Raw genomic sequence first — 20,623 nt, 5'->3', positions numbered from 1 at the left:
ACATGACGACGAAAGATACCCTGCTGCTTTACGAACAGCCGCAGTTGCCGACCTTCCAGAACCGCGTTTATCCCACGGCGGCGGAAGCGAAAGCCTGCGCCAAGGGCGATATCCGCCTGGTGCAGGACATGAAAACGGGCCTCGTCTACAACGATGCATTCGACCCCAAGCTCATGGACTACGACGGCAATTACAACAACGAACAGGGTGTCAGCCGGCATTTCCACCAGCATCTGGAAATGGTGGCCGGCATCGTCGAGCGGACGATGGGCCGCGAAAACCTGGTGGAGGTTGGCTGCGGCAAGGGCCTCTTCCTCGAAATGCTGCTCGAAAAAGGCTTCGACCTCACCGGTTTCGACCCCACCTACGAGGGCACGAACCCGCGCGTGAAACGACACTATTTCGAGGCTGGCGTCGACGTCCAAGGCGAGGGGCTGATCCTTCGCCACGTGCTGGAGCATATCCAGAGCCCGTATGATTTCCTCGTCGAACTCTGCAAGGCGAACGGCGGCAAGGGCCGCATCTATATCGAAGTGCCCTGCTTCGACTGGATCATGGAACACCGCGCCTGGTTCGACGTGTTCTACGAGCACGTCAATTACTTCCGGCTGTCCGATTTCCATCGGATCTTCGGCAATGTCATCGAAAGCGGTCGGGTTTTCGGCGGGCAGTACCTTTATGTGGTGGCCGAGCTGGACTCGTTGCGGCCGCCGGTGCGTGAAGAAACCGATCGCGTCGCGTTTCCCGCCGACTTCACCCGCACGCTCGGCGACCGAATTGCCGCGGGCGACAGTTCGGCGATCTGGGGCGGCGCGTCGAAGGGGGTGACCTTCTCGCTGTTGAAATCCCGTCAGGGGCAGCCGGTCGACATGGTCATCGACATCAATCCCGCCAAACAGGGCAAATTCCTGCCGGCGACCGGCCTGATGGTGCAATCGCCGGACCAGGCCCTGGCGAAGCTTCCCCACGGCTCGACCATCTACGTCATGAACTCCAATTATCTCGAGGAAATTCGAATGCTGTCTCACAACGCCTATATCTATGTGGGGATCGACAATGAGTGATTTCACCAAGGAAGTTGAAGCCCGCGTCGCTGCCGTCCCTGGAAACAAGGAACTTGCCGACAGCGCCGCGCAGTTCATGCGCACGTCGATCGCCTCGCAATATTCCTACAACTATTTCTGGCTCGGCCGACCGATCATCCAGTATCCGCAGGATATGGTCGCCATGCAGGAACTGATCTGGACCGTGAAGCCCGACCTGATCATCGAGACCGGCATCGCCCATGGCGGCTCCCTCATCCTCAGCGCCTCGATGCTGGCGCTGCTGGAACTGTCGGAAGCGGCGGAAAAGGGCGAAGTCGTCGATCCGGCCAAGCCGAAGCGCAAGGTTCTCGGCATCGACATCGACATCCGCCCCCATAACAAGGACGCGATCGAGGCCCACCCGATGGCGTCGCGGATCGAAATGATCCAAGGCTCCAGCATCGCGCCCGAGATCATGGATCAGGTCCGCAAGGTCGCTGCCGGTTATTCGCGCGTCCTGATCAGCCTCGACAGCAACCATACGCACGAGCACGTTCTCGAGGAACTCAAGCTCTATGCCCCGCTCACCAGCGTCGGCAGCTATTGCGTCGTGTTCGACACCGTCGTCGAGGATCTGCCAAAGGAACTGGCCGGCGATCGTCCGTGGGGACCGGGCGACAATCCGAAAACGGCCGTCTTCGAATATCTGAAGACGCATCCGGAATTCGAGATCGACAAGTCGGTCGAGAACAAGCTGCTGATTACCGTCGCCCCGGACGGCTTCCTGAAGCGGGTCCGCTAAACGAAAGGACGCTCCTTCCGGCAGAGCTGAAAGGAGCGTCCCGACCGCGTAGCGATTCGATCAAACAAAAAAGCGGCCATTTGCGGCCGCTTTTTTCATGCATTGTATTTGAAGTCTGCCGCTATTCGATCACGAAGGAGCGGAACATCACCTTGGCGACCTTGCCCTGCGAGCGAAGATCGACGCGCTCCTTAATGTCGTCCTTGAGATACTGGAAGCCCCGCGGCCCCTCGATCTGCTGCAGCGAGACCGTGCGCATATAGGCGAGAATATCCTGATGGATATTTTCCGCGAGTGCCAGTTCCGGCGGCCCCTTGAACGAAAGCGCCACTTCGAGCCGGATCCAGTTTTCGGACGGATAGGCGAGATTGGTGGTGATCGGCTCGAGGAGAACGACGCCGTTGGCCTGGGTTGAGATATGGGGAAGGCCCTCTTCCTTCTTGCCGGCTTCGCCGTGTTCGCCGGCCGCGGGTTCGGCCTGATGCGCCTGCGCGTTCGGATCCTTCGGCGCGATCATGCCGCCGACGACCCAGCCGCCACCGGCGCCGATCACGGTCAGGACCGCGACGCCCGCAATGACCATGATGGTGCCATTCTTCTTTTTCTTAGCGTCGGCCGCCTGTGCTTCATCCGCCATGATCTTCAAACCTTCACATCAAGAGACCTTCGCCCGGGTCCGTCAGAAGGGCGAGAACAGATCGACGACCTGCTGACCGACCGGAGGCTGCTGGACTTCCATCAGGCGGCCGCGACCGCCATAGGAAATGCGGGCCTCGGCAATCTTGTCATAAGAAATGATATTGGTGGAATCGACATCCTGCGGCCGGACGATACCGGCAACGTTGAGGATGCGGATTTCGTGGTTGACGCGCACTTCCTGTGATCCGCTGATCAGGAGATTACCGTTTTCGAGAATCCCGGTGACGACGGCAGCCACGAGCAGCTTCAGGCTTTCGGCACGCTTGATCGTTCCCTTGCCCTGCGTGTCCGTATTCGAATCCGTGCCCAGATCGCCGGTCGTCCCTGCCTTGGGCGTCCAGCCGAACAGATTGCTCAAGCTAGCGCCCCAGGTCAGGCTGGTCGAATTCTTACGGTTGCGTTCCGTCTGGTTGTCGAACGACGCCTTGTCGTTGATCTTGATGTCGACGGTCAGGATGTCGCCGACATTGAGGGCACGCGAATCCTTGAAAAGCGCGGCCTGGTTGTCGCTCCACAGCGAATAGCCGCTGGCCATCTGCCGCGGCTGCTTCGGATAGGACGACATCTGCGGCGCCTGCGCATATTGCAGGCCGCTGCCGATCGGGCTCATCGCCGGCGCATTGCCGATTTCCTTGATCGTCTGGCTGGAACAACCGGCCAGAAGGAGAACGGCGAGGATTGCGGGAATGCGTTTCGTCATGAGGGTACTTTCGGAACATTGGGAGCGCGTGCTTTCGACGTATGCGGGTCGGAAGCGCTAGAGATGATCGTCGAGATCATGCCGGCCTTATGCGGATCCATTTCCGCGAGGAAAAGGGCCGATTGACGGGCCGGAAGCTGCATGATGATCGCGGCCGCGACCTCCATGTTCATTTCTCCCAGCTGCGGCGCGGCCGCATCCGGCTTCATCGTCTTGAAGATGTCGACCAGGCCGGCCTGGGCACGCGCCAGGAAGTCGTTGCGGCGCTTCAACCAGTCCTGATATTCAGTGGTCCGATCCTGGAGGGCCTTGATGCGGTCGTCGACGTCCGCCTGCAGTTTTTCAAGCTCCTGCTTCTGCAGGAGATAACGCTGGTCCCGCGCGGCATCGGCGATATTGGTGCAGAACTTCTGGATTTCGTCGCTGGTCGACGCTTCGTTGACCGGAGCCGGCTGCTGCGCTCCGACCTGGGAAACCAGCGTCAGGACAGCAGCGGCGGCAAGCACCCGACGCGCCAGCTTCTTCGATATGGAAATGGTGAACAGGGTCTCGGTCATTGCAGGACGAGCTCCGCTTGAAGGGCACCGGCGGACTTGATGCCTTGCAGGATGGCGATGATGCCGTCCGGCTTGACGCCGATGCTGTTGAGGCCGGCGACCAGAGTCCTGAGATCCGGACCGTTGAGGAGCGCGACCTGGCCGCCGTTCTTCATCGCCATGATGTCCGTCTGGGGCTGAACCGCCGTCTCGCCGCGCGAGAACGGTTCTGGCTGGATCACCTGCGGGGTCTCGGTAACCTGCACCGTGAGTGTACCGTAGCTGACCGCGACACGCGAGATCTTCACATCCGCACCGATGACGATCGTCCCGGTCCGTTCGTTGACGACAACCTTGGCCGGCGTATCGGTTTCAACCACGAGATTTTCGATCTCGGCCATCAGCCGCGTCAGATCGGCGCTCTTCGGCTTCTCGATCACCACTTCCTGGCTATCGCGGGGCTCGGCGATCGGACCACCGTAACGGCGTGCCGCGAAACTGTTGACGATGTCCGAGACGCGCACCGCGGTCGAGAAATCCGGATTGCGGAGCTGCAGGACGAGGTTCACCGAATCCTTGAACTTGGACGGCAGCTCGCGCTCGATAATTGCACCGTTCGGCACCCGGGCCGCAGTCGTTACGCCTTCGGTCAGCGTCGCCGCCTGACCCTGGGCCGAAAAACCGGATACGACCAGGGCGCCCTGGGCCACGGCATAGATCTGACCGTCGGCGCCGGAAAGCGAGGTCATCACCAGCGTGCCGCCGCGCAGCGAGGTCGCGTCGCCGAGCGAGCTGGTGGTGACGTCGATGCGGCTGCCGGGGCTGGCAAAGGGAGGCAGGTTGGCCGTGACCATGACGGCCGCGACGTTCTTGGCATTGGACTGGCTGCCCTGGGTCGAGATGCCGAGGTTCTGCAGCATCGCTTTCATGGACTGGTCGGTGAAGGGAGACGAGCGCAGGCTGTCGCCCGTGCCCTGGAGGCCGACGACGAGGCCGTAGCCGATCAGCTGGTTGTCGCGGCCTGCCTGCAGGGACGCGATATCCTTGATGCGGGCGGAGACGATGTAGGGCCCATCGGCGGACGCCGGCGCGCTTCCCAGCAGGGAGACGATCACGGCGAGCGTCGCGAGGAAGAAACGGGTTCTCATTTCGCCATCACCTGGATTGTCCCATCAGCCATGACGGTGCCGCTGACCGTGACACCTGAATCGATGTTGCGTGCGCGAATGACGTCCCCCACTGCCGCATTCTCAAGCGGCGAGCCGGAGGCCGAAATCGTCATGCTGCCGATGGTGAAGGTCAGGCGAACCGCCTTGCCGCGGGTGACCGCGAAGGCTTCGCGAAGCGCCGAGACCGGAACGGTACGCCCGGCCAGCAGCGTGCGCTTTGCCACCATGCCCACGACTTCCCTGGTCTTGCGGGCATAGTCGCCGGCCAGATTCGGATTGGTCACCTGGACTTCTTCGACCTTGCCCTCGGTGATCTCTTCGCCGGGATAGATCGTCTGGGTCGGCACGACGGCCGTCCCCATGCCGGCCAGGACCGGCGAGCCCGTTGCGGCGAGAAGAGCTGCCAGGAGCCGCAAGGCCAGCCTGGCGCCAATCGCATTTTTCCGGCGAAACTTCATGTCTGCCCGTCTCCTGTTTATTATTTCAGGTTCTTGCTGACGATCGTAGCCATCTCATCGGCAGTGGTGATGACCTTGGAGTTCATTTCGTAGGCGCGCTGGGCGGAGATCAGATCGGTAATCTCGCGGACGGCGTCGACGTTGGAACTTTCCAGATAGCCCTGCTTCAGGTAACCAAAGCCCGGATCCTCGGGGGCTGCGACGATCGGCTCGCCGGATGCGGCGGTCTGCGCAAACAGGTTGTCACCGAGCGGCTGCAGGCCGGCTTCGTTGACGAAGTTGGCCGTGGTGAGCTGGCCGATTTCGGTGAAATCCGCAGATTTGCCAACGCGGACCATGACCTGGCCGGTGCGGGTGATCTGCGTTTCGCTGACATCCGCCGGGAAGGTGATGTTCGGCACGACCGCATAGCCGTCGATCGTGACCAGCTGGCCCTGGGCATTCTTGTTGAAGGCGCCGGCGCGGCTATAGAGCGTCTGGCCATCCGGCGTCTGGATCTGATACCAGCCGCGTCCGACGATCGCGACGTCGAGATCGTTCTCGGTGTGGGTCAGTTCACCCTGCGTATGGATGTTGCGCACGGCGGACGTCTGAACGCCGAGGCCGATATTGGCACCTTCCGGCACGATCGCCTGGTTGGCCCGGTTCGGCACGCCCTGGGCACGCTCGCTCTGATAGAGCAGATCGGAAAACTCGGCGCGGGCGCGCTTGTAACCTGTCGTGTTGATGTTCGCGATATTGTTCGCGATGACTTCGAGATTGGTCTGCTGGGCATCCATGCCCGTTGCTGCGACGGAAAGCGCTCTCATGTCTTCGTCCTCAAACTCTAGATCTGCATTTTCGTGACTTCGAGATAGGCGGACACGATCTTGTCGCGCAGCGCCATGGCGGTCTGGAGCGACTGCTGCGCTTCAAGGACCGCATCTACGACTTCACGGGTGTTGGCCTTGCCCTGGATGGCCTTGAACGACATCGATTCCGCGCCCTTCAGGCTGTTCATCGTGTCCGTCGCCATGTTGGCCATGACGCTGCCGAAATCCATTCCGGTGTTCTGGCCGGGCGTCGTTGCGATGCCGCCGGCGAGCACGGAGCTGTTTGTGGAACCGACCTCGTCGATGCCGTTCGACAGCGACAGAGAACTAACATTTTGAATTTTATCGATCATTGTCCGGCCTTCAGAAGGTCAATCGTCGCAGCGATCAGTTCGCGCGTCTGTTTGATGGTCTGGATGTTCGCGTCATAGGAGCGATTGGCTTCACGCATGTCGGCCATTTCGATCAGCATGTTGACGTTGGGCAGCTTGACCATGCCCTTCGCGTCGGCCGCCGGATGGTCCGGATCATACTCCTCGATGAACTTCGAGCTGTCGTTGCCGAGCTTCTTCACCTGCACCACGTCTACGCCGCTCGCCCTGTCGAGCTCGGAGCCGAAGGTAATCGTCTTGCGGCGATAGGGGTCCGCGCCGGGCGTGTCGCCGGTAGAGCGGGCGTTGGCAATGTTTTCGGAAACGATGCGCAGACGTGTCGACTGCGCCTCCATTCCCGATCCAGCGATCTTCAAGGAGGCTGAAAGCGGATCCATTTGCTTACCTCTTCACTAACGTCAGCATCATGCTGTGAAACGATTTCACTAGTCCTGTGCTCAATTCGTATTGGCGTTTGATTTCGCCCGTCTTCGTCAGCTCGTCGGCCAGCGAGACGGTATTGCCGGATTCCTGGACGCCGATTTCGTCGTTCAGTTCCGATGGCTTGATGTCGATCTCATCGCTGAGGTCGTTGCTCGCGAAATGGCCCGGATTGGTGCGAGCCATCGGAACATGCGTGCGGTCCAGCACCGAGTTGAAAGGCGTGATATCCTTCGCCTTGAACTTCGGCGTGTTGGCATTCGCGATATTGCCCGCAACAACTTCCTGACGCACCGAGAGCCAATCGGCCTGCCGGGATGCCATTTCGAACAATTGAATCGGTTGCATAGGGTTGTCTCCATCTTCTGTCTGGAGACTATGCCAGTAAGCTTGCGTCGGACTTACGGGCGCGCGCTGACGCCCGTGTCACGATAAACTTCTCCGCTCGAAGTAATGATTACCCACTTGCCGTCCCGTTGTTCGAGCGTGGCGAGCCTGCTGTTGTTGGGCAGGATCGAGCCTACCCGGACCATGTACATCCCGGAACCGTCTTCGATGAGCGCGCGGCCGTTGGCGACATGAAGCAGCCGGAAATTGCCTTTGCCCGGAAAGGGTTGCTCTTCCCGGACACTACCGGTGTTGCGGGTCTCGCCGAGCGACGAGGTGGTGGCGGTGGTCAGGGCGTCTGTCGGCTCGACGGGCTTCGGCCAGTCGTCCTTCGAACTGTCGGTCATGGCGAGAGGCGATACGGTGACGACCGAGCGAGCGACGCCGGGAGGCAGATCGCGGGTGCGGCCGAGTGCTTCCGTGCGGATGCCGAACTTGTCGGCATTCAAGAAGACGTACCAGGGAAAGAAGGCGGAGGCGGCGGCCAGCGTGATGCCCGTCGCGACGAGGATCTTATCCCCCAGTCGCGACTGTGCCTCCTCCGACTTCGATTGAGCCGCCGCGTCCTGATTGTTCTTGTCGCTCATCGAATAATCACCTTCTTGCTATGGCCGACTGCGGATTGCCCTGCCCCGCCGCCGCCCGGAGCGCATTGGCCAGGTCCGCGTAGGCATCAAGCGTCGGCTTTTCTCCCGGCGTCTGCTTCAGGACTTCGTAGATGACCGGCACCTGCTTGATCGCCATGTCGAGATCCGGATCGCTGCCAGCGCGATAACCGCCGATCAGGCGCAGATCGCGGGTTTCTTCGTAGCGGTGCACCAGTGATTTCAGGCGCGAGACCAGCTTTTCCTGATCCTCGGTCCAGGCCTTGCGGGCAAGACGCGAGATCGAGGCGAGCGGATTGATCGGCGGATAACGGCCCTCTTCGGCAAGCGAACGGTCGAGAACGATGTGACCGTCGAGAATGCCGCGGGTCGAGTCGGCGATCGGATCGTTGTGGTTGTCGCCGTCGACCAGGATCGAGATGATCGCGGTGATCGTGCCCGTGCCCTCGACGCCCGGGCCGGCACGTTCAAGCAGACGCGGCAGTTCGGTGAAGACGGATGCAGGATACCCACGTGCGATCGGCGGTTCTCCGGCCGCGACAGCGACCTCGCGGATCGCATGGGCAAAACGTGTAACGCTGTCGGCGATGAACAGGACGTTGTCGCCCTGGTCGCGGAAATGTTCGGCGACGGTGATCGCCACCAATGGCGCCATCTTGCGGAGCATCGGGCTTTCGTCGCTGGTCGCGACGATTGCGATTGACTTCGACATGTGCTCGCCGAGCGTATCCTCGATGAATTCGCGCACCTCACGGCCGCGTTCGCCGACCAGCGCGATTACCACCTTGTCGAACGCGTCGGCTCTGGCGAGCATCGACAGAAGCGTGGATTTGCCGACGCCGGAGCCGGCGAAAATGCCGAGACGCTGGCCGAGGCAGAGCGGCGAGAAGATGTCGATTGCCCGGACGCCGGTCCTGAAACCCTTTTCAACGCGGCTGCGCGTCATGGACGGTGGCGCCGTATTGGCGATCGAACGGGGATGAAGGCCGCGCGCGATCGGCCCCTTGCCGTCGATCGGCTCGCCGAGCGAATTGATCGTGCGCCCGCACCAGCTCTCGTCGGGCGCGACACGAAAGGCGCCCTTGCGAATGACGGTATCGCCGATGCCGATCGGCTCGCCGGGTTCGATGGGGCAGACATAGATGATGTCCGGCTCGACCCGAACCACTTCGCCGAGATGGATGCCGGTCGCGCTGCGATGGGCGACGAATTCGCCGAGCCGCACATGTTTCGACAAGCCCGCGACCGTATAATGTCCTGCAGCGATGGTCCTGACATGACCACCGTGGGCGACGGAGAAGGCCGGATCGGCGTAACGCGCCGAGAGCCCGGCAAGCTGGCCCAGCTTGCCGCCGTTGACTGCATCGAGGATAGCCGCTTCCATCATGGTGGGCCCTCTTTCCTATCGTTTAAGCGTTGGAACCACCGAGCGTCTTGATCGCGGCGTCCAGCGAAGTCTCGCTGTCGCGCATCAGCGACGAAATGCTTTCAAAAGCGCGATTGACCTGGATGAGCTGGGTCATCTCGCTGATGCCGTTGACGTTGGCCCCTTCGATATAACCCTGGACGACGGAATTCTTGATGCCCTCGAGAACCGGCTGCGGGGTGTCGACGGTGATGACGCCGGAGTTATCGTGGCGCACGAAGCCCTTGGTGACATCAGCCGTGAACAGACCGAGGCTGGCCACCGGTTGTTCGTTCTGACGAATGATGCCGTCGGAGCCGACGGTCGGAGGACCGCCGTCACGGTTGAGCTGGATCGGCGCTCCGCCTGCATCGAGGACCGCATAACCGCGGATCGAGCGGAGCTGGCCGAGCTCATCCATCGTGAAACGGCCGTCACGGGTCAATACCTTGCCGGCAGGCGTGTCGATCGCGAACCAGGCGTCGCCCTTGATGGCAAAGTCGAGCGGGTTGCCCGTGCGCTGCATTTCACCCGTACGTGTCGACAGGTAGTCGTTGCCCTGGGTGACGAACGCGACCTTTGCGCCGATATCGTTCTGGGTCTTACTCAGAACCTCGTCGAACTTGACCTCCGTGGAGCGGAAGCCGACCGTGTTCATGTTGGCCATGTTGTCGGCGATCGTGTTCAAGCGACGCTCAAGCGCGATCTGGGAAGAGATGCCGACGTAAAGTCCGGACTGCATATCATTTGCCTCCGAGTTTCAGATTGTTGATCGAGATCAGAAGATCTGTTGAAATCCCGCTCGACGCGGGGGAATTGAAGACGGCGAGCGGGTCATAAGTGTCGGTGGGATTGCTGATCTCCCACATGGCGGTGAACCGCTCGAGGAACTTGTTGACCTTGGTCGGATTCTGGAAATCCTCGATCTTGACCATGTCTTCGATGTACTTGGCCTGACGATCGAGGTCGGCACCAATCATCTCATCCGGCATGCCAAGCGCGGTGCGCATGACTTCCGAAAGCGCGTCGTCGGCCAGGACTTCCATGCCGGACTTGATCGTCGGCGCAGTGCGCTCAAAATAGAGAGCCAGCCGAACGCCCATATTGTCGGCACCGGCATCCTCTTCCAGCGTCTGGCGCTGGAACTTGTCGACGACGCCTTTCTGGGCCTTGTCGAACGACGTGGCGGTCGCACCGAAAGCTGCGAAATTCAGGGATTCGACCAGTTGCGCATAACGGCTGTCGGACAGCTGGTTGGCGAAATCGGCCTTGTTGTCGGTGCCTTCCGTCAGGACCTTGCGGATCAATGCCTTGGCGTAGCCCATATCCTCGAGACCGTGTGCCTTCAGCGCGTAGTTATAGAGACGCGTATCGGCCATGAAGTCGTCGATGTTCTTGATGCTGCCGATCTTGGAAAGATAGTATTCGGTCTCGCGCGCAACTTCCGGCTTTTCGGCGACACGCTCCAGCGACTTCGACATGTCGCGACTGATCATTGCGTAGCTGGTGTAAGTCGTGATCACGGTAGCTCTACCTAAGTCCGCGGAAGCGGCGAACGTCGCTGCGGAGCCGGCAATCCGGTCCGATCGTAGGCAGAACTAGCCCCGAAGACTTGTGCGAAACTGTTCGGCACCCGCTTTTATTAGCGTCTTCACAGCCAGCCTCACGCAAGCCAGAAGCCTTATCCCCAAGACAAACGAAAACGATCGGGCACAGGTACGCGATGAATATTATTATCGGCTTTGTCATCACCGTTGGCTGTATTCTCGGCGGCTTCATGGCCATGGGTGGCCATATCAACGTTCTCATCCAGCCTTTCGAGCTGATGATCATCGGCGGCGCCGGTCTTGGCGGCTTCATCATGGCCAACCCGATGAAGGTGGTGAAGGATAGCGGCAAGGCGCTTGGAGAAGCCTTCAAGAATGCCGTACCGAAGGAGCGCAACTACCTCGACGTTCTCGGCGTGCTCTATTCGCTGATGCGCGACCTCAGAACCAAGTCGCGCAACGAAATCGAAGCCCATATCGACAACCCGGATGAATCGCCGATCTTCCAGACTGCTCCGACGGTCCTGAAGAACAAGGAACTGACCGCCTTCATCTGCGACTACGTGCGCCTCATCATCATCGGCAACGCCCGCTCCCACGAGATCGAGGCGCTGATGGACGAAGAACTCAACACGATGTTCTCCGACAAGATGAAGCCTTATCACGCGATCACCGCGATGGGGGACTCCTTCCCGGCCATCGGTATCGTCGCCGCCGTTCTCGGGGTTATCAAGGCGATGGGCAAGATCAACGAATCGCCGGAAGTTCTCGGTGGCCTCATCGGTGCGGCTCTCGTCGGCACCATGCTCGGCATCTTCCTGTCCTATTCGGTCTGCAACCCGCTGACCTCGCAGATCAAGATCGTCCGCACCAAGCAGCACCGCCTGTACATCATCGTCAAGCAGACCCTGCTTGCCTACATGAACGGCTCCGTGCCGCAGGTTGCGCTCGAATACGGACGTAAGACTATTTCCAACAAAGAACGGCCCTCGATCGACTCGGTCGAGCAGGAAATGATGAATCCTGGTGGAGAAAAGGCGGCATGATGACGTCGAACCAAGCAAACCAATCACCGGCGTCGGGCATGGACCTGGCGCTCCTCGCAAAACTGACCGGGGGTCTCGGCGACAAGAAAACCGTCGAGAAGATCAGCAGCGAATTCGCGCAACTCTACGCGGAATTCCTGCCAGACGTCTTCCACAGCGAAACGGGCATCCGGATCGGCGTCTCGTATGTGAGCTGCACGTCCGGCCTGATGACCGACCTCATCGCCGATCTGGGCGATGGGTTTGCGCTTTCTGACGGATCCTTGCGCAACTGGTCCCCGAATTTCGTGCTCGGTTGCGGCAACAGCTTCGTGATCGCGCTCATGGAATTGATGCTGGGCTCGGCAGCCGACACGATCATGCAGCCGATCGAACGTCCGCTCTCGGATATCGAGCTCGACCTCGCAGCGATGGTTTTCGAGCGGATCGCCAACGTGCTGCGCTCCGGCGTCAATTCGCAGGGAGGGTTCGAAGCAAACCTTGAACGACCCCATAACGCCGAGGACAGGCCGAAATCGGATGATCTGGCACGCCCGGAATTCGGGGTCTCCATCCGCATGGCATTCGAGCTCGGCTCGGTCATGTCCGAATTTGCCCTGGTCATCCCTCAACGTGCCTTCCTGAAGACCAAAGTCACCGCTCCGCGGGCGAAGGCTCAAGTCAAGGCCAAGCAAGAATGGACGGACCGCATGAATGACCAGGTCCGCCGTTCGCATGTGACCCTCGAGGCCCGTATCCGGCTGCAGAAGCTGACACTCGGGACGATCTCGCGGCTGGCCGCCGGCGACGTGATTGCTTTCCAGGACAAGCGCGATGTCCAGGTTCAGGTCAGTGCCAATGGCCGGGATATGTATTCTTGCGAATTCGGGCGGTCCGGCGAGCGGTATACAGTCCGCGTAAAGGATAACATCAGCACGGACGACGAGATTCTCCAACACCTGATAGGCTAGATCCGCGGCGAGCCTGCCGCCGGCGTTTTCGCAAAGGCAGGCTGACGCAAGTTTCAACGGGAATAATCACCGCATGGCTACGAAGAAGACACCTCTCACCGATGACGATTCACTGATGCCCCTCGGCAATGATGTCGATCTGGATCAGGCTATCGACGATCTGCGCGGCGTCTTGAAGACGGACGCCGACGGCGGCGTGCCTGGCTTCGATGCTGATTTCGGCGCATCCGCAACCAGCGACTTTTCGTCCGACGCCCCATCGTTCGGAGGCGGCTTCGAAGCCCAGGCCGATACGTTCGGCGGCGGAAGCTTCGGCGGCGGTAGCGCTGGCCTTGGCGGTGCAAAAAGCTTCGGCGGCAACGATTTCGGCAGCTCGACATCCAGCAGCGCCGCCTATCAGGAGCCGGGCAGCGCGCTCAATGCCAATCTCGACCTGATCATGGATATCCCGATCGACGTCGAGATCGTGCTCGGAACCAGCCGCATGCAGGTCTCGGGCCTGATGACGCTCGAAGAGGGTGCGACGATCGCGCTCGACAAGAAGATCGGCGAGCCGGTTGAGATCGTGGTCAACGGACGCCGCATCGGCAAGGGTGAGATCACCGTGCTGGAAAATGACGACACGCGCTTCGGTGTGAGACTGACGGAAGTACTGAGCACGAGAAGAACCTGATCCCTGTTTGGGACAGAAAAGGAAGACCATGATGGACTTTGAGGATTTCGGTGGCAGCGCCTTATCTACGAAACCGTTGTCCAAGGCCGAAAAGGCCGCGGCAGTGCTCCTGGCTATGGGCAAGGGCGTCGCTGGCAAGCTTCTCAAGTATTTCACCCAGAGCGAGCTGCAGAATATCATTGCCTGTGCTCAGACGCTGCGCGCGATCCCGCCGGACGAACTACTCGAACTCGTCAACGAGTTCGAGGACCTGTTCACCGAGGGCACCGGCCTTATGGACAATGCCGCAGCGATCGAGGGCATTCTCGAAGCGGGCCTGACACCGGAAGAAGTTGACGGCCTGCTCGGCCGCCGCACCGCGTTCGACGATTACCAAGCCAATATCTGGGACCGCCTGCAGGATGCCGATCCGGCATTCGTGGGCAAATTCCTGTCGCGTGAACATCCTCAGACCGTCGCCTACATTCTTTCGCAGATGCCGTCGATCTTCGGTGCGAAGGTCCTGCTTCAGCTTCCCGACAGCCGCCGCGCCGATATCATGAACCGCGCCGTCAACATGAAGGAAGTCAGCCCCAAGGCAGCCCAGATCATCGAGAACCGGGTAATGGAACTGATTGCGGCAATCGAAGCCGAACGCAACTCCAACGGCTCGAACAAGGTCGCCGAGCTTATGAACGAGCTCGACAAGAACCAGGTCGATACCCTGCTCAGCTCCCTCGAGACGATCAGCAAGGAGTCCGTCAACAAGGTCCGTCCGAAGATCTTCCTCTTCGAAGACCTCATGTTCATGCCGCAGCGCAGCCGCGTCATGTTGCTCAACGACGTCGCAGGCGACATCCTCACAATGGCGCTGCGCGGTGCGACCAACGAGATCAAGGAATGTGTCCTCTCGGCGATCAGCCCGCGCCAGCGCCGCATGATCGAAAGCGATCTGGCGGTCCAGAACATGAACCTCAATCCGCGCGAAGTGGCGATTGCCCGCCGCGCGATCGCACAGGAAGCGATCCGGCTCGCCAATTCCGGCCAAATCCTCCTCAAGGAAGAAAAGAAGGATGGCGACAAGCCGGCCGAGGCCGCCTGAGCTGCCTATTGAGACACCACAAAAGAAGCGGAGCGGGAAACATCTCGCTCCGTTTTCGTTTCAAGCCACCTTTCGCCGTTATTCTCCGGCCACCCACAGTCTTTTTGTTGACTCGATTAGCGGCTAGCAGGCGATGCGGTAACATCGCGAGCGGCGGCGGCCGATTCGTTTGAGCCACGTCCTCGCAACCGGAAGACCGATTGGTTCAAAGCCGTGTCCGACGACGATAAAGACAGTAAAACAGAAAACCCGACCGCCAAACGAATGTCGGAAGCGGCAGACAGGGGTAACGTCCCGGTCTCCCGCGAAGTGCCGCTTTTTGCCTCGATCCTGGCTTTCTATGTGTATCTCGTCTTCTTCCTTCCCTCCGGCATCGCAAAGATGGCCGAGACGCTGAAAGACCTTTTCGAGCAGCCGGATCAGTGGCGGCTCGAAAATTCGACGGATGTCGTCTCGCTGAGCGTCCATCTTGGCTGGGCCATCGCCGCATTCCTCGTTCCGGTGATGCTGCTCTTCATCATTTTCGGGCTTGGCTCCTCGTTCGCGCAGAACATGCCGTCGCTGGTCCTCGAACGCGTGCGGCCGCAGATTGCCCGTGTTTCACCGACCAAGGGCTTTGGACGGATTTACAGCGTCCCCGGCTTCGTCGAATTCGCAAAGTCGATCTTCAAGATCCTGATCGTGGCGGTGATCATGTATTTCGCGCTGCGCAGCGAATATTTCGCCTCACTCGACGCAATGTTCTCGGATCCTCAGATCATTCTCGTCAAACTGGACGCAATTATCCGCCGAATGGTGATCGTTGTCGTCATGTCGGCGGGCATCCTCGCCGTCGTCGACGTCCTCTGGACGCGGTATCACTGGTACAACGAACTGAAGATGACCAAGCAGGAGGTCAAGGACGAATACAAGCAGGCGCAGGGCGACCCGATCGTCAAGCAGCGCCAGAAATCGGTGGCGCGCGACCGTGCCCGCCGGCGCATGATCAACAACGTCCCCCGTGCGACGCTGGTGATCGCCAACCCGACTCACTTTGCGGTGGCGCTGCGATACGTGCGCGAAGAAAACGACGCCCCGGTCGTCGTCGCCAAGGGCCAGGACCTGATTGCGCTCAAGATCCGCGAAATTGCAGAGGAAAACGGCATCCCCGTTTTTGAAGATCCGCCCATGGCACGCTCCATGTTTGCGCAAGTCTCAGTGGATAGTGTCATTCCGCCAGTCTTTTATAAGGCTGTGGCAGAACTCGTGCACCGGGTCTACGCCTCCCGGTCGCAAAAAAAACGGACACGCTGAGCGTCATGAAGAAATGCACCTACTCCACCGAACGAGAAGAAATCGTCGCACAAGCAATCAGCCCGGTGGCTTCGGAACTTCGCCTGCTCGATGCCGGTGACCTCATCTCGCTTCTCCGTCTAGAGTGCCACAGCAGCCTCGCCGACCTCGTATCTTCGGCAGCCGAGCTTTATTTCCACCCCGGGACCGTGAGTTTCGGCGCCGGCGGCGACTACAAGCTCGAATGGAACGGCAAGCCGGAAGTCGTCCTTGACCTCGAAATTAAGCCGCGCGGCGTTTCGGTCTATGCGCGCCTGACGCTGGCGGACCAACTGGCGGCGCTTGAGATCGACCATATCGCATTCCAGGCCCCTTTCGAGGACCCGCACGACAACACCGCGTTCCTTGCACAAAGCCTTCAGGAAGCCAAATTCGTAAAGACCAGCAACTCGCAGATGTGAGGCTGCCGCCGAAGCGTAAGAGACGCGTTCCCGGTCGGCTCGGTCAATGGATATAGCCGAGCCTGATCGCCTTGGCGATCGCCTGGATGCGGTTGACCGAATCGAGCTTGACGGTAGCAGAGCCGAGATAGGCGTTGACGGTGTGGACGGAGAGGCCGAGTTTTTCGGCGATCTCTTCGCTGATGCGGCCGTCGCCGGCCAATTGAAGACAGGCAATCTCGCGTTCGCTCAGGGATTCCGCGGGTACGCTCCGGCGTTCGTCGAGTGCCAGCAGGTCCATGACGACCTGACAGCTTTTGACGTGCTGGTCGATAATGACATCGCTCACCAGTTCCATCGACGTCCCGAAGAAAGCAACATAACCATTGCCGAGGGCGCCAAGGCGTACGGGGAATGCTATCCCCGAAAAGGGAACGGCGCCGGCATCCAGACGATGCGTCAATGGCGAGAATTCGCCGGCATCGGCAAAACTCGTGTTCTCCGAACCGTTCCAGATCAGCGGCAGGAGTGACGTCTCGATATGGTCCAGCAGCGCCTCGCCATAAGCGCTGATGAGTTGGTTGCTGCTTTCGAGTGCGCCTGCTCCCCAGTTTTCAAGCTCGCATACGAGCTTGCGCTTGTTGGGCAACCCGGCGCCTGCGATGCGGAAAACCGCAAAATTCCGCGCCTTCAGGTTCTTCTGCATGGCGATGAGCTTCGGGAAGATGTCCGACCGGCTCGATGCGCGCTGGAGGCGCAGATACTGGATGCTTCCAGGTCCATCTGCCGTGCCGCTGCGCGAATAACCCATTGAAATTATTTTCCTAAACTAGATTGTTGCGAACGGCGTAGGCAATCGCCTCGGAACGAGTCTTGGTTGCCGTCTTGCGCATCACGCTGGTAATGTAATTGTTGATCGTGTTGCGAGATATGCCGAGGATCACGGCGATCTCGTCGCTGGTCTTGCCCTCGGCAATCCAGAAGAGACATTCCAGCTCGCGTTCGGTCAGTTCGAAATCACGTTCCGTCCTGGCGTCGGCATTCTCTCCGAAACTGGAGCCGTAGGCGGCGAACAGCCCTACTTCCCTCAACCGTTCCTGCGACAGGATGATGCCGTCCAGAAACAGCAGCATCAGCGAGAAGCGCGTCCGGCCGACACAGAACGTCAGCGCGCAATACTGCCGGCTGATGTCGTCCGGCGGCACGATGTCGTCCGGCAACAGCGCAAAGCTCGGGGTCAGCAGCGAGAGACATTTTTCGAGTTCGGTGGAACGGGCGTAACCGCTCGCAAGCTCCGAGCCTAGGCGCCGGACGAGATCGAACGGCCAGTTGGACGCTACGATAAAATCGAGGCCCTGCTCCTGGATAAGGTCGTAGCGGGCCAGCAGAAAATGAGAAGCGCCGACGTAATCGGCAAGCAGGCGCATGACTGCCTGAACGTTGTTGGATCCCGCCAGAACAGAAAGACGGCGAACCAATTGCTCACGCGATAGTCCCCGGGAGCCGGCAGACTCCGTATAGGAGCGCCCCTCCGTCATCATTTCTACCCCCGACAACTCCATTCGCGATCTGCTCCCCGCCACGTGGCGCATCCATCATGAATGCGCGCGCCGCGGCATGCTGCGATTTCATACAACCCCTCTTGGGCCGAAACGATCCCGAGTTAGACGAATTCTTCAAGGAATACTGTTGGTAGCCGCTCTCATTCGTCGTCCACACCGGAATTTCCAGCCAGCCCCACCCTCCACGGGACCTCGGAAGCCATTGTACGAATCAAGGCCATTGTAGGAGACGCATTACGAATTACCATCGCCTCGACACCGGATTTCCCCAGTTGCGCCATATTGTTCACTGATTCGCTAATGGATAAATCCGCCAAGTGTGCGGCGGGGCTGAAAAGAAATGGGCCGGACAAGGTCCGGCCCATCGCAATCATATTTTCGTGATACCTTGTCACGCTGCCTTTTCGAGCGCCCACTTGCGGAGAATCTTCGCGGCGCGCTCTTCGGAGATTTCGACCATCCGGGCAAGCCGCTTTTCGGGGCCTTCCTTGACGCGGCGGTTGAAGCCCTCATCGTCGCCACCGCCCAGCATGTCGTTCGAGCTGTCGAAACCGAAATCGGAACCGAAGCCGTCCATGAGAGCCGGGCTGCCGGTCGTAGGCGAGAAGTCGGGAAGTTCGAGACCTGCACCCTCTGCCGCTTCGCCGGCGACATTGGTGCCGCTGACGGTGCGGATGAGCGGGCGAAGACCGAGCCAGACCACCAGGAAAGCAACCAGGACGAAGGCGAGCGAGTTGATGATGCCTCCGACATTCCGGCTCAGCATGTCCATCATGCCCGGACCGCTGGAGGCCTCGCTCAGAAGCTGGTTCTCCAGGAAGTCCATGGCCGTCAGGGTGACGACATCGCCGCGGCCCGAATTGATGCCTGCCGCGGATGCCACGATCTTCTGCATCTCGGCGAGATAGGCATCGACCTTGGCCTGGTCAGCCGGCTCGCCGATCATTTTGGCGACGCGGCCCTTGTTGACGACCACCGCGACCGAGACTTTCTCGATCTGATAGCTGTTGCGCGTCGTGGCGACCGTCTTCTGATTGATTTCGTAGTTGGTCTGTTCTTCCTTCTTGTCGGACTGATCAGTCGATTTCGGACCATTGGCACCACCCGGAGGCGGAGCGGCCTGCGGCACGTTCTGCTCGACGGTCGTAGCGTTGTCGTCCTGGGTCTGCTGCGACTTGGACGCTTCCTTGGTGGTCCGGACCGAACGTTCGACGCGGGAGTTCGGATCGAAGACCGTCTCGTTGATCTGCTGGCTGTCCGTGTTCAAAGACGCCGTGACGCTCGAACGGAAATTGTCCATGCCGAGGAAAGGCGCCAGCGCCTTGTCGATATTGTTCTCGATTTCCTGCTGAACGTTCTGGACGATGCTCAGCGATTTATTCATTTCGCTGCCGCCGTATTCGTCGCCCGATGCGAGCAACTGACCGGTGGAGTCGAGAATTGTCACGTCATCGACGTCGAGGCCCGGGACTGCGGAAGCGACAAGGTGACGAATGGACGACGTCGCCTTGCGGCCCGTCGTCGAGCTGGCCCGGATCATCACCGATGCGGTCGGCTTCTGTTCACCCCTGCGGAAGTTGCCGACATCCGGCATCACGATATGGACGCGAGCGGCGTTGACGCCGTTGATCTGCTGGATCGACCGGCCGATCTCGCCTTCCAAGGCCCGAACGCGGGTGACTTCCTGCATGAAGGAGGTCAGGCCGAGCGAGCCGACGTTGTCGAAGAGTTCATAACCGGCGTTGGAGCTGTTCGGTAGACCGCGCTCGGCCAGCAGAAGCCGCGCCTTGCTCGTCGAGCCGGCCGGAACCTGAAGGCTCGAACCGTCCGTACCGACCTGGAAAGGCATGTTAGCCTCTGCCAGCGCAATACTCACCTGGTTGAGGTCGGCCTTATCAAGCCCGACATAGAGCGTTTCGTAAGCCGGCTTGTTAACGAAGAGGGCCGCCGCAATAACGATCGCAACTGAAATGACGCCGACAGCGCCTAAAGCAATAAGTCTCGTCTGGCCTAAACCGGCCAGATTTCTAAAGACTTGTGAAAATTGAGCCAACAGATTCATTCTGTTCCCACATCGCCAACTAGGTATTCGAGCCCATGCCCAGTCGCACCTTAGAAAGCGAAGCTTGTGCGAGCGTTTCGCGAGCGCAGGGATTCTGGCGACTATGGAGGGCTGGCTGGGTAATCGGCCATCATGGCCGAAACATGCATGTCAGGGCTGGCGATCAGAAGAAATCGAAATCGCCGGCTGCCTTGCTCAAAGGCTGGGAATGGCCGTGGCGCATGCCGTTGGTCAGCGCCTTCTGCATGTCGGCAAGCTTGACGAGATTGAGCGCGGTCGAGACATCGACCATCCATTCGCTCGGAATGCCGCCGGTGATGGTGTCGACGAATTCCGCAAGGCCGCGCGTCTTCTGCACGGCAAGGTCGATGCCCTGCAGGACTTTCAGGCTGTCCGGCGATTGCAGGATTGTTTCTCCGCCGAGTTCCAGAAGCTGCGGCTCGACCCGTTCGATCAGGTATGCCACGTCATGAAGCTCCGAGACCAGGCGCATCAGGACTTCTGGAAGAGATTCCTCAAACGGAGCGATTGGCGTCTTGACGATGTCGTTCATGGCTATCTTCGCCCCGAGAAATGATTT

25 protein-coding genes are annotated in these 20,623 nt (G+C 59.9%); 8 read left to right on the top strand and 17 right to left on the bottom strand.

Annotated features, from left to right (window positions below; translation table 11 throughout):
- The first annotated feature begins 2 nt into the window (after nucleotides 1-2).
- Entirely contained in the window at nucleotides 3-1,064 is a 1,062-nt protein-coding gene (locus MOV63_RS13055) for a class I SAM-dependent methyltransferase (protein WP_247034096.1), read from the top strand.
- Nucleotides 1,057-1,827 carry a cephalosporin hydroxylase family protein gene (locus MOV63_RS13050; RefSeq protein ID WP_247034094.1) on the top strand — a complete coding sequence of 257 codons (771 nt, stop codon included), beginning with the start codon at nucleotides 1,057-1,059 and terminating at the stop codon, nucleotides 1,825-1,827. The genes MOV63_RS13055 and MOV63_RS13050 overlap by 8 nt, the downstream gene beginning before the upstream one ends.
- Nucleotides 1,828-1,948: 121 nt before the next feature.
- Here the strand turns inward: MOV63_RS13050 and MOV63_RS13045 are convergent, their stop codons facing one another.
- The 13 genes from MOV63_RS13045 to MOV63_RS12985 are packed head-to-tail and all read right to left on the bottom strand — an operon-like array spanning nucleotide 1,949 to nucleotide 10,933.
- Nucleotides 1,949-2,464: a flagellar basal body-associated FliL family protein gene (locus MOV63_RS13045; protein ID WP_247034093.1), complete on the bottom strand. Its 516-nt coding sequence runs from the start codon at nucleotides 2,462-2,464 to the stop codon at nucleotides 1,949-1,951.
- Between the two features lie 42 nt (nucleotides 2,465-2,506).
- Entirely contained in the window at nucleotides 2,507-3,226 is a 720-nt protein-coding gene (gene flgH / locus MOV63_RS13040) for a flagellar basal body L-ring protein FlgH (protein ID WP_038539740.1), read from the bottom strand.
- Nucleotides 3,223-3,783: a MotE family protein gene (locus MOV63_RS13035; RefSeq protein WP_051899640.1), complete on the bottom strand. Its 561-nt coding sequence runs from the start codon at nucleotides 3,781-3,783 to the stop codon at nucleotides 3,223-3,225. The genes flgH and MOV63_RS13035 overlap by 4 nt, the downstream gene beginning before the upstream one ends.
- The gene (locus tag MOV63_RS13030) at nucleotides 3,780-4,910 is read right to left on the bottom strand and encodes a flagellar basal body P-ring protein FlgI (RefSeq protein ID WP_038539737.1); all 1,131 of its coding nucleotides are present in this window, start codon (nucleotides 4,908-4,910) and stop codon (nucleotides 3,780-3,782) included. The genes MOV63_RS13035 and MOV63_RS13030 overlap by 4 nt, the downstream gene beginning before the upstream one ends.
- Nucleotides 4,907-5,389, bottom strand: a complete 483-nt coding sequence (gene flgA, locus MOV63_RS13025; protein WP_038539734.1) for a flagellar basal body P-ring formation chaperone FlgA — start codon at nucleotides 5,387-5,389, stop codon at nucleotides 4,907-4,909. The genes MOV63_RS13030 and flgA overlap by 4 nt, the downstream gene beginning before the upstream one ends.
- A 20-nt stretch (nucleotides 5,390-5,409) precedes the next feature.
- Nucleotides 5,410-6,198, bottom strand: coding sequence for a flagellar basal-body rod protein FlgG (gene flgG, locus MOV63_RS13020; RefSeq protein ID WP_038539731.1), 789 nt, complete (start codon nucleotides 6,196-6,198; stop codon nucleotides 5,410-5,412).
- A gap of 17 nt (nucleotides 6,199-6,215) precedes the next feature.
- Entirely contained in the window at nucleotides 6,216-6,554 is a 339-nt protein-coding gene (locus MOV63_RS13015; RefSeq protein WP_038583646.1) for a flagellar hook-basal body complex protein FliE, read from the bottom strand.
- A complete protein-coding gene (gene flgC, locus MOV63_RS13010) occupies nucleotides 6,551-6,970 on the bottom strand; it encodes a flagellar basal body rod protein FlgC (protein WP_038539720.1) in 420 nt (139 codons plus the stop codon). Before flgC ends, MOV63_RS13015 begins: the two co-directional genes overlap by 4 nt.
- Nucleotides 6,971-6,974: 4 nt before the next feature.
- Nucleotides 6,975-7,361, bottom strand: a complete 387-nt coding sequence (flgB, locus tag MOV63_RS13005) for a flagellar basal body rod protein FlgB (RefSeq protein WP_038539716.1) — start codon at nucleotides 7,359-7,361, stop codon at nucleotides 6,975-6,977.
- Between the two features lie 53 nt (nucleotides 7,362-7,414).
- Entirely contained in the window at nucleotides 7,415-7,987 is a 573-nt protein-coding gene (locus MOV63_RS13000; protein ID WP_038539713.1) for a hypothetical protein, read from the bottom strand.
- A gap of 7 nt (nucleotides 7,988-7,994) precedes the next feature.
- Nucleotides 7,995-9,392: a flagellar protein export ATPase FliI gene (gene fliI / locus MOV63_RS12995; RefSeq protein ID WP_247034092.1), complete on the bottom strand. Its 1,398-nt coding sequence runs from the start codon at nucleotides 9,390-9,392 to the stop codon at nucleotides 7,995-7,997.
- Nucleotides 9,393-9,414: 22 nt separating this feature from the next.
- Nucleotides 9,415-10,152 (bottom strand): flagellar basal-body rod protein FlgF, encoded by a 738-nt coding sequence (gene flgF, locus MOV63_RS12990; protein ID WP_038539710.1) that lies wholly within the window; start codon nucleotides 10,150-10,152, stop codon nucleotides 9,415-9,417.
- Nucleotide 10,153: 1 nt separating this feature from the next.
- Complete coding sequence (locus tag MOV63_RS12985) at nucleotides 10,154-10,933, bottom strand: DUF1217 domain-containing protein (RefSeq protein ID WP_247034091.1); 780 nt, start codon at nucleotides 10,931-10,933, stop codon at nucleotides 10,154-10,156.
- Nucleotides 10,934-11,133: 200 nt separating this feature from the next.
- Here MOV63_RS12985 and motA point away from each other — a divergent pair, with 200 nt between their 5' ends.
- The 6 genes from motA (at nucleotide 11,134) to MOV63_RS12955 (ending at nucleotide 16,440) form a co-directional block, all read left to right on the top strand.
- On the top strand, nucleotides 11,134-12,003 hold the full coding sequence (gene motA, locus MOV63_RS12980; RefSeq protein ID WP_038539704.1) for a flagellar motor stator protein MotA: 870 nt from the start codon (nucleotides 11,134-11,136) through the stop codon (nucleotides 12,001-12,003).
- Nucleotides 12,003-12,953, top strand: a complete 951-nt coding sequence (locus MOV63_RS12975) for a FliM/FliN family flagellar motor switch protein (RefSeq protein WP_038548690.1) — start codon at nucleotides 12,003-12,005, stop codon at nucleotides 12,951-12,953. Before motA ends, MOV63_RS12975 begins: the two co-directional genes overlap by 1 nt.
- Before the next feature lie 73 nt (nucleotides 12,954-13,026).
- A complete protein-coding gene (gene fliN / locus MOV63_RS12970) occupies nucleotides 13,027-13,626 on the top strand; it encodes a flagellar motor switch protein FliN (protein WP_247034090.1) in 600 nt (199 codons plus the stop codon).
- A gap of 28 nt (nucleotides 13,627-13,654) precedes the next feature.
- Nucleotides 13,655-14,707 (top strand): flagellar motor switch protein FliG, encoded by a 1,053-nt coding sequence (gene fliG / locus MOV63_RS12965; protein WP_038539700.1) that lies wholly within the window; start codon nucleotides 13,655-13,657, stop codon nucleotides 14,705-14,707.
- 213 nt (nucleotides 14,708-14,920) lie between these two features.
- Complete coding sequence (flhB, locus tag MOV63_RS12960) at nucleotides 14,921-16,000, top strand: flagellar biosynthesis protein FlhB (RefSeq protein WP_038539697.1); 1,080 nt, start codon at nucleotides 14,921-14,923, stop codon at nucleotides 15,998-16,000.
- Nucleotides 16,001-16,005: 5 nt separating this feature from the next.
- Complete coding sequence (locus MOV63_RS12955) at nucleotides 16,006-16,440, top strand: hypothetical protein (RefSeq protein WP_038539694.1); 435 nt, start codon at nucleotides 16,006-16,008, stop codon at nucleotides 16,438-16,440.
- Nucleotides 16,441-16,483: 43 nt separating this feature from the next.
- Here the strand turns inward: MOV63_RS12955 and visR are convergent, their stop codons facing one another.
- From visR to MOV63_RS12935, 4 genes are all read right to left on the bottom strand, one after another.
- Nucleotides 16,484-17,230 carry a transcriptional regulator VisR gene (gene visR / locus MOV63_RS12950; RefSeq protein WP_051899639.1) on the bottom strand — a complete coding sequence of 249 codons (747 nt, stop codon included), beginning with the start codon at nucleotides 17,228-17,230 and terminating at the stop codon, nucleotides 16,484-16,486.
- Nucleotides 17,231-17,243: 13 nt separating this feature from the next.
- Nucleotides 17,244-17,960 (bottom strand): transcriptional regulator VisN, encoded by a 717-nt coding sequence (gene visN, locus MOV63_RS12945; protein ID WP_244447468.1) that lies wholly within the window; start codon nucleotides 17,958-17,960, stop codon nucleotides 17,244-17,246.
- Between the two features lie 412 nt (nucleotides 17,961-18,372).
- A complete protein-coding gene (gene fliF, locus MOV63_RS12940) occupies nucleotides 18,373-20,043 on the bottom strand; it encodes a flagellar basal-body MS-ring/collar protein FliF (RefSeq protein ID WP_038539686.1) in 1,671 nt (556 codons plus the stop codon).
- A 163-nt stretch (nucleotides 20,044-20,206) separates the two neighbouring features.
- Nucleotides 20,207-20,596 (bottom strand): hypothetical protein, encoded by a 390-nt coding sequence (locus tag MOV63_RS12935; protein ID WP_038539684.1) that lies wholly within the window; start codon nucleotides 20,594-20,596, stop codon nucleotides 20,207-20,209.
- Nucleotides 20,597-20,623 lie beyond the last annotated feature (27 nt).

Source organism: Neorhizobium sp. SHOUNA12A, from assembly GCF_023006505.1.
GTDB lineage: Bacteria > Pseudomonadota > Alphaproteobacteria > Rhizobiales > Rhizobiaceae > Neorhizobium.
The sequence above is the reverse complement of the archived record's forward strand: the minus strand, read 5'-3'. Positions and strand labels throughout refer to the sequence as shown.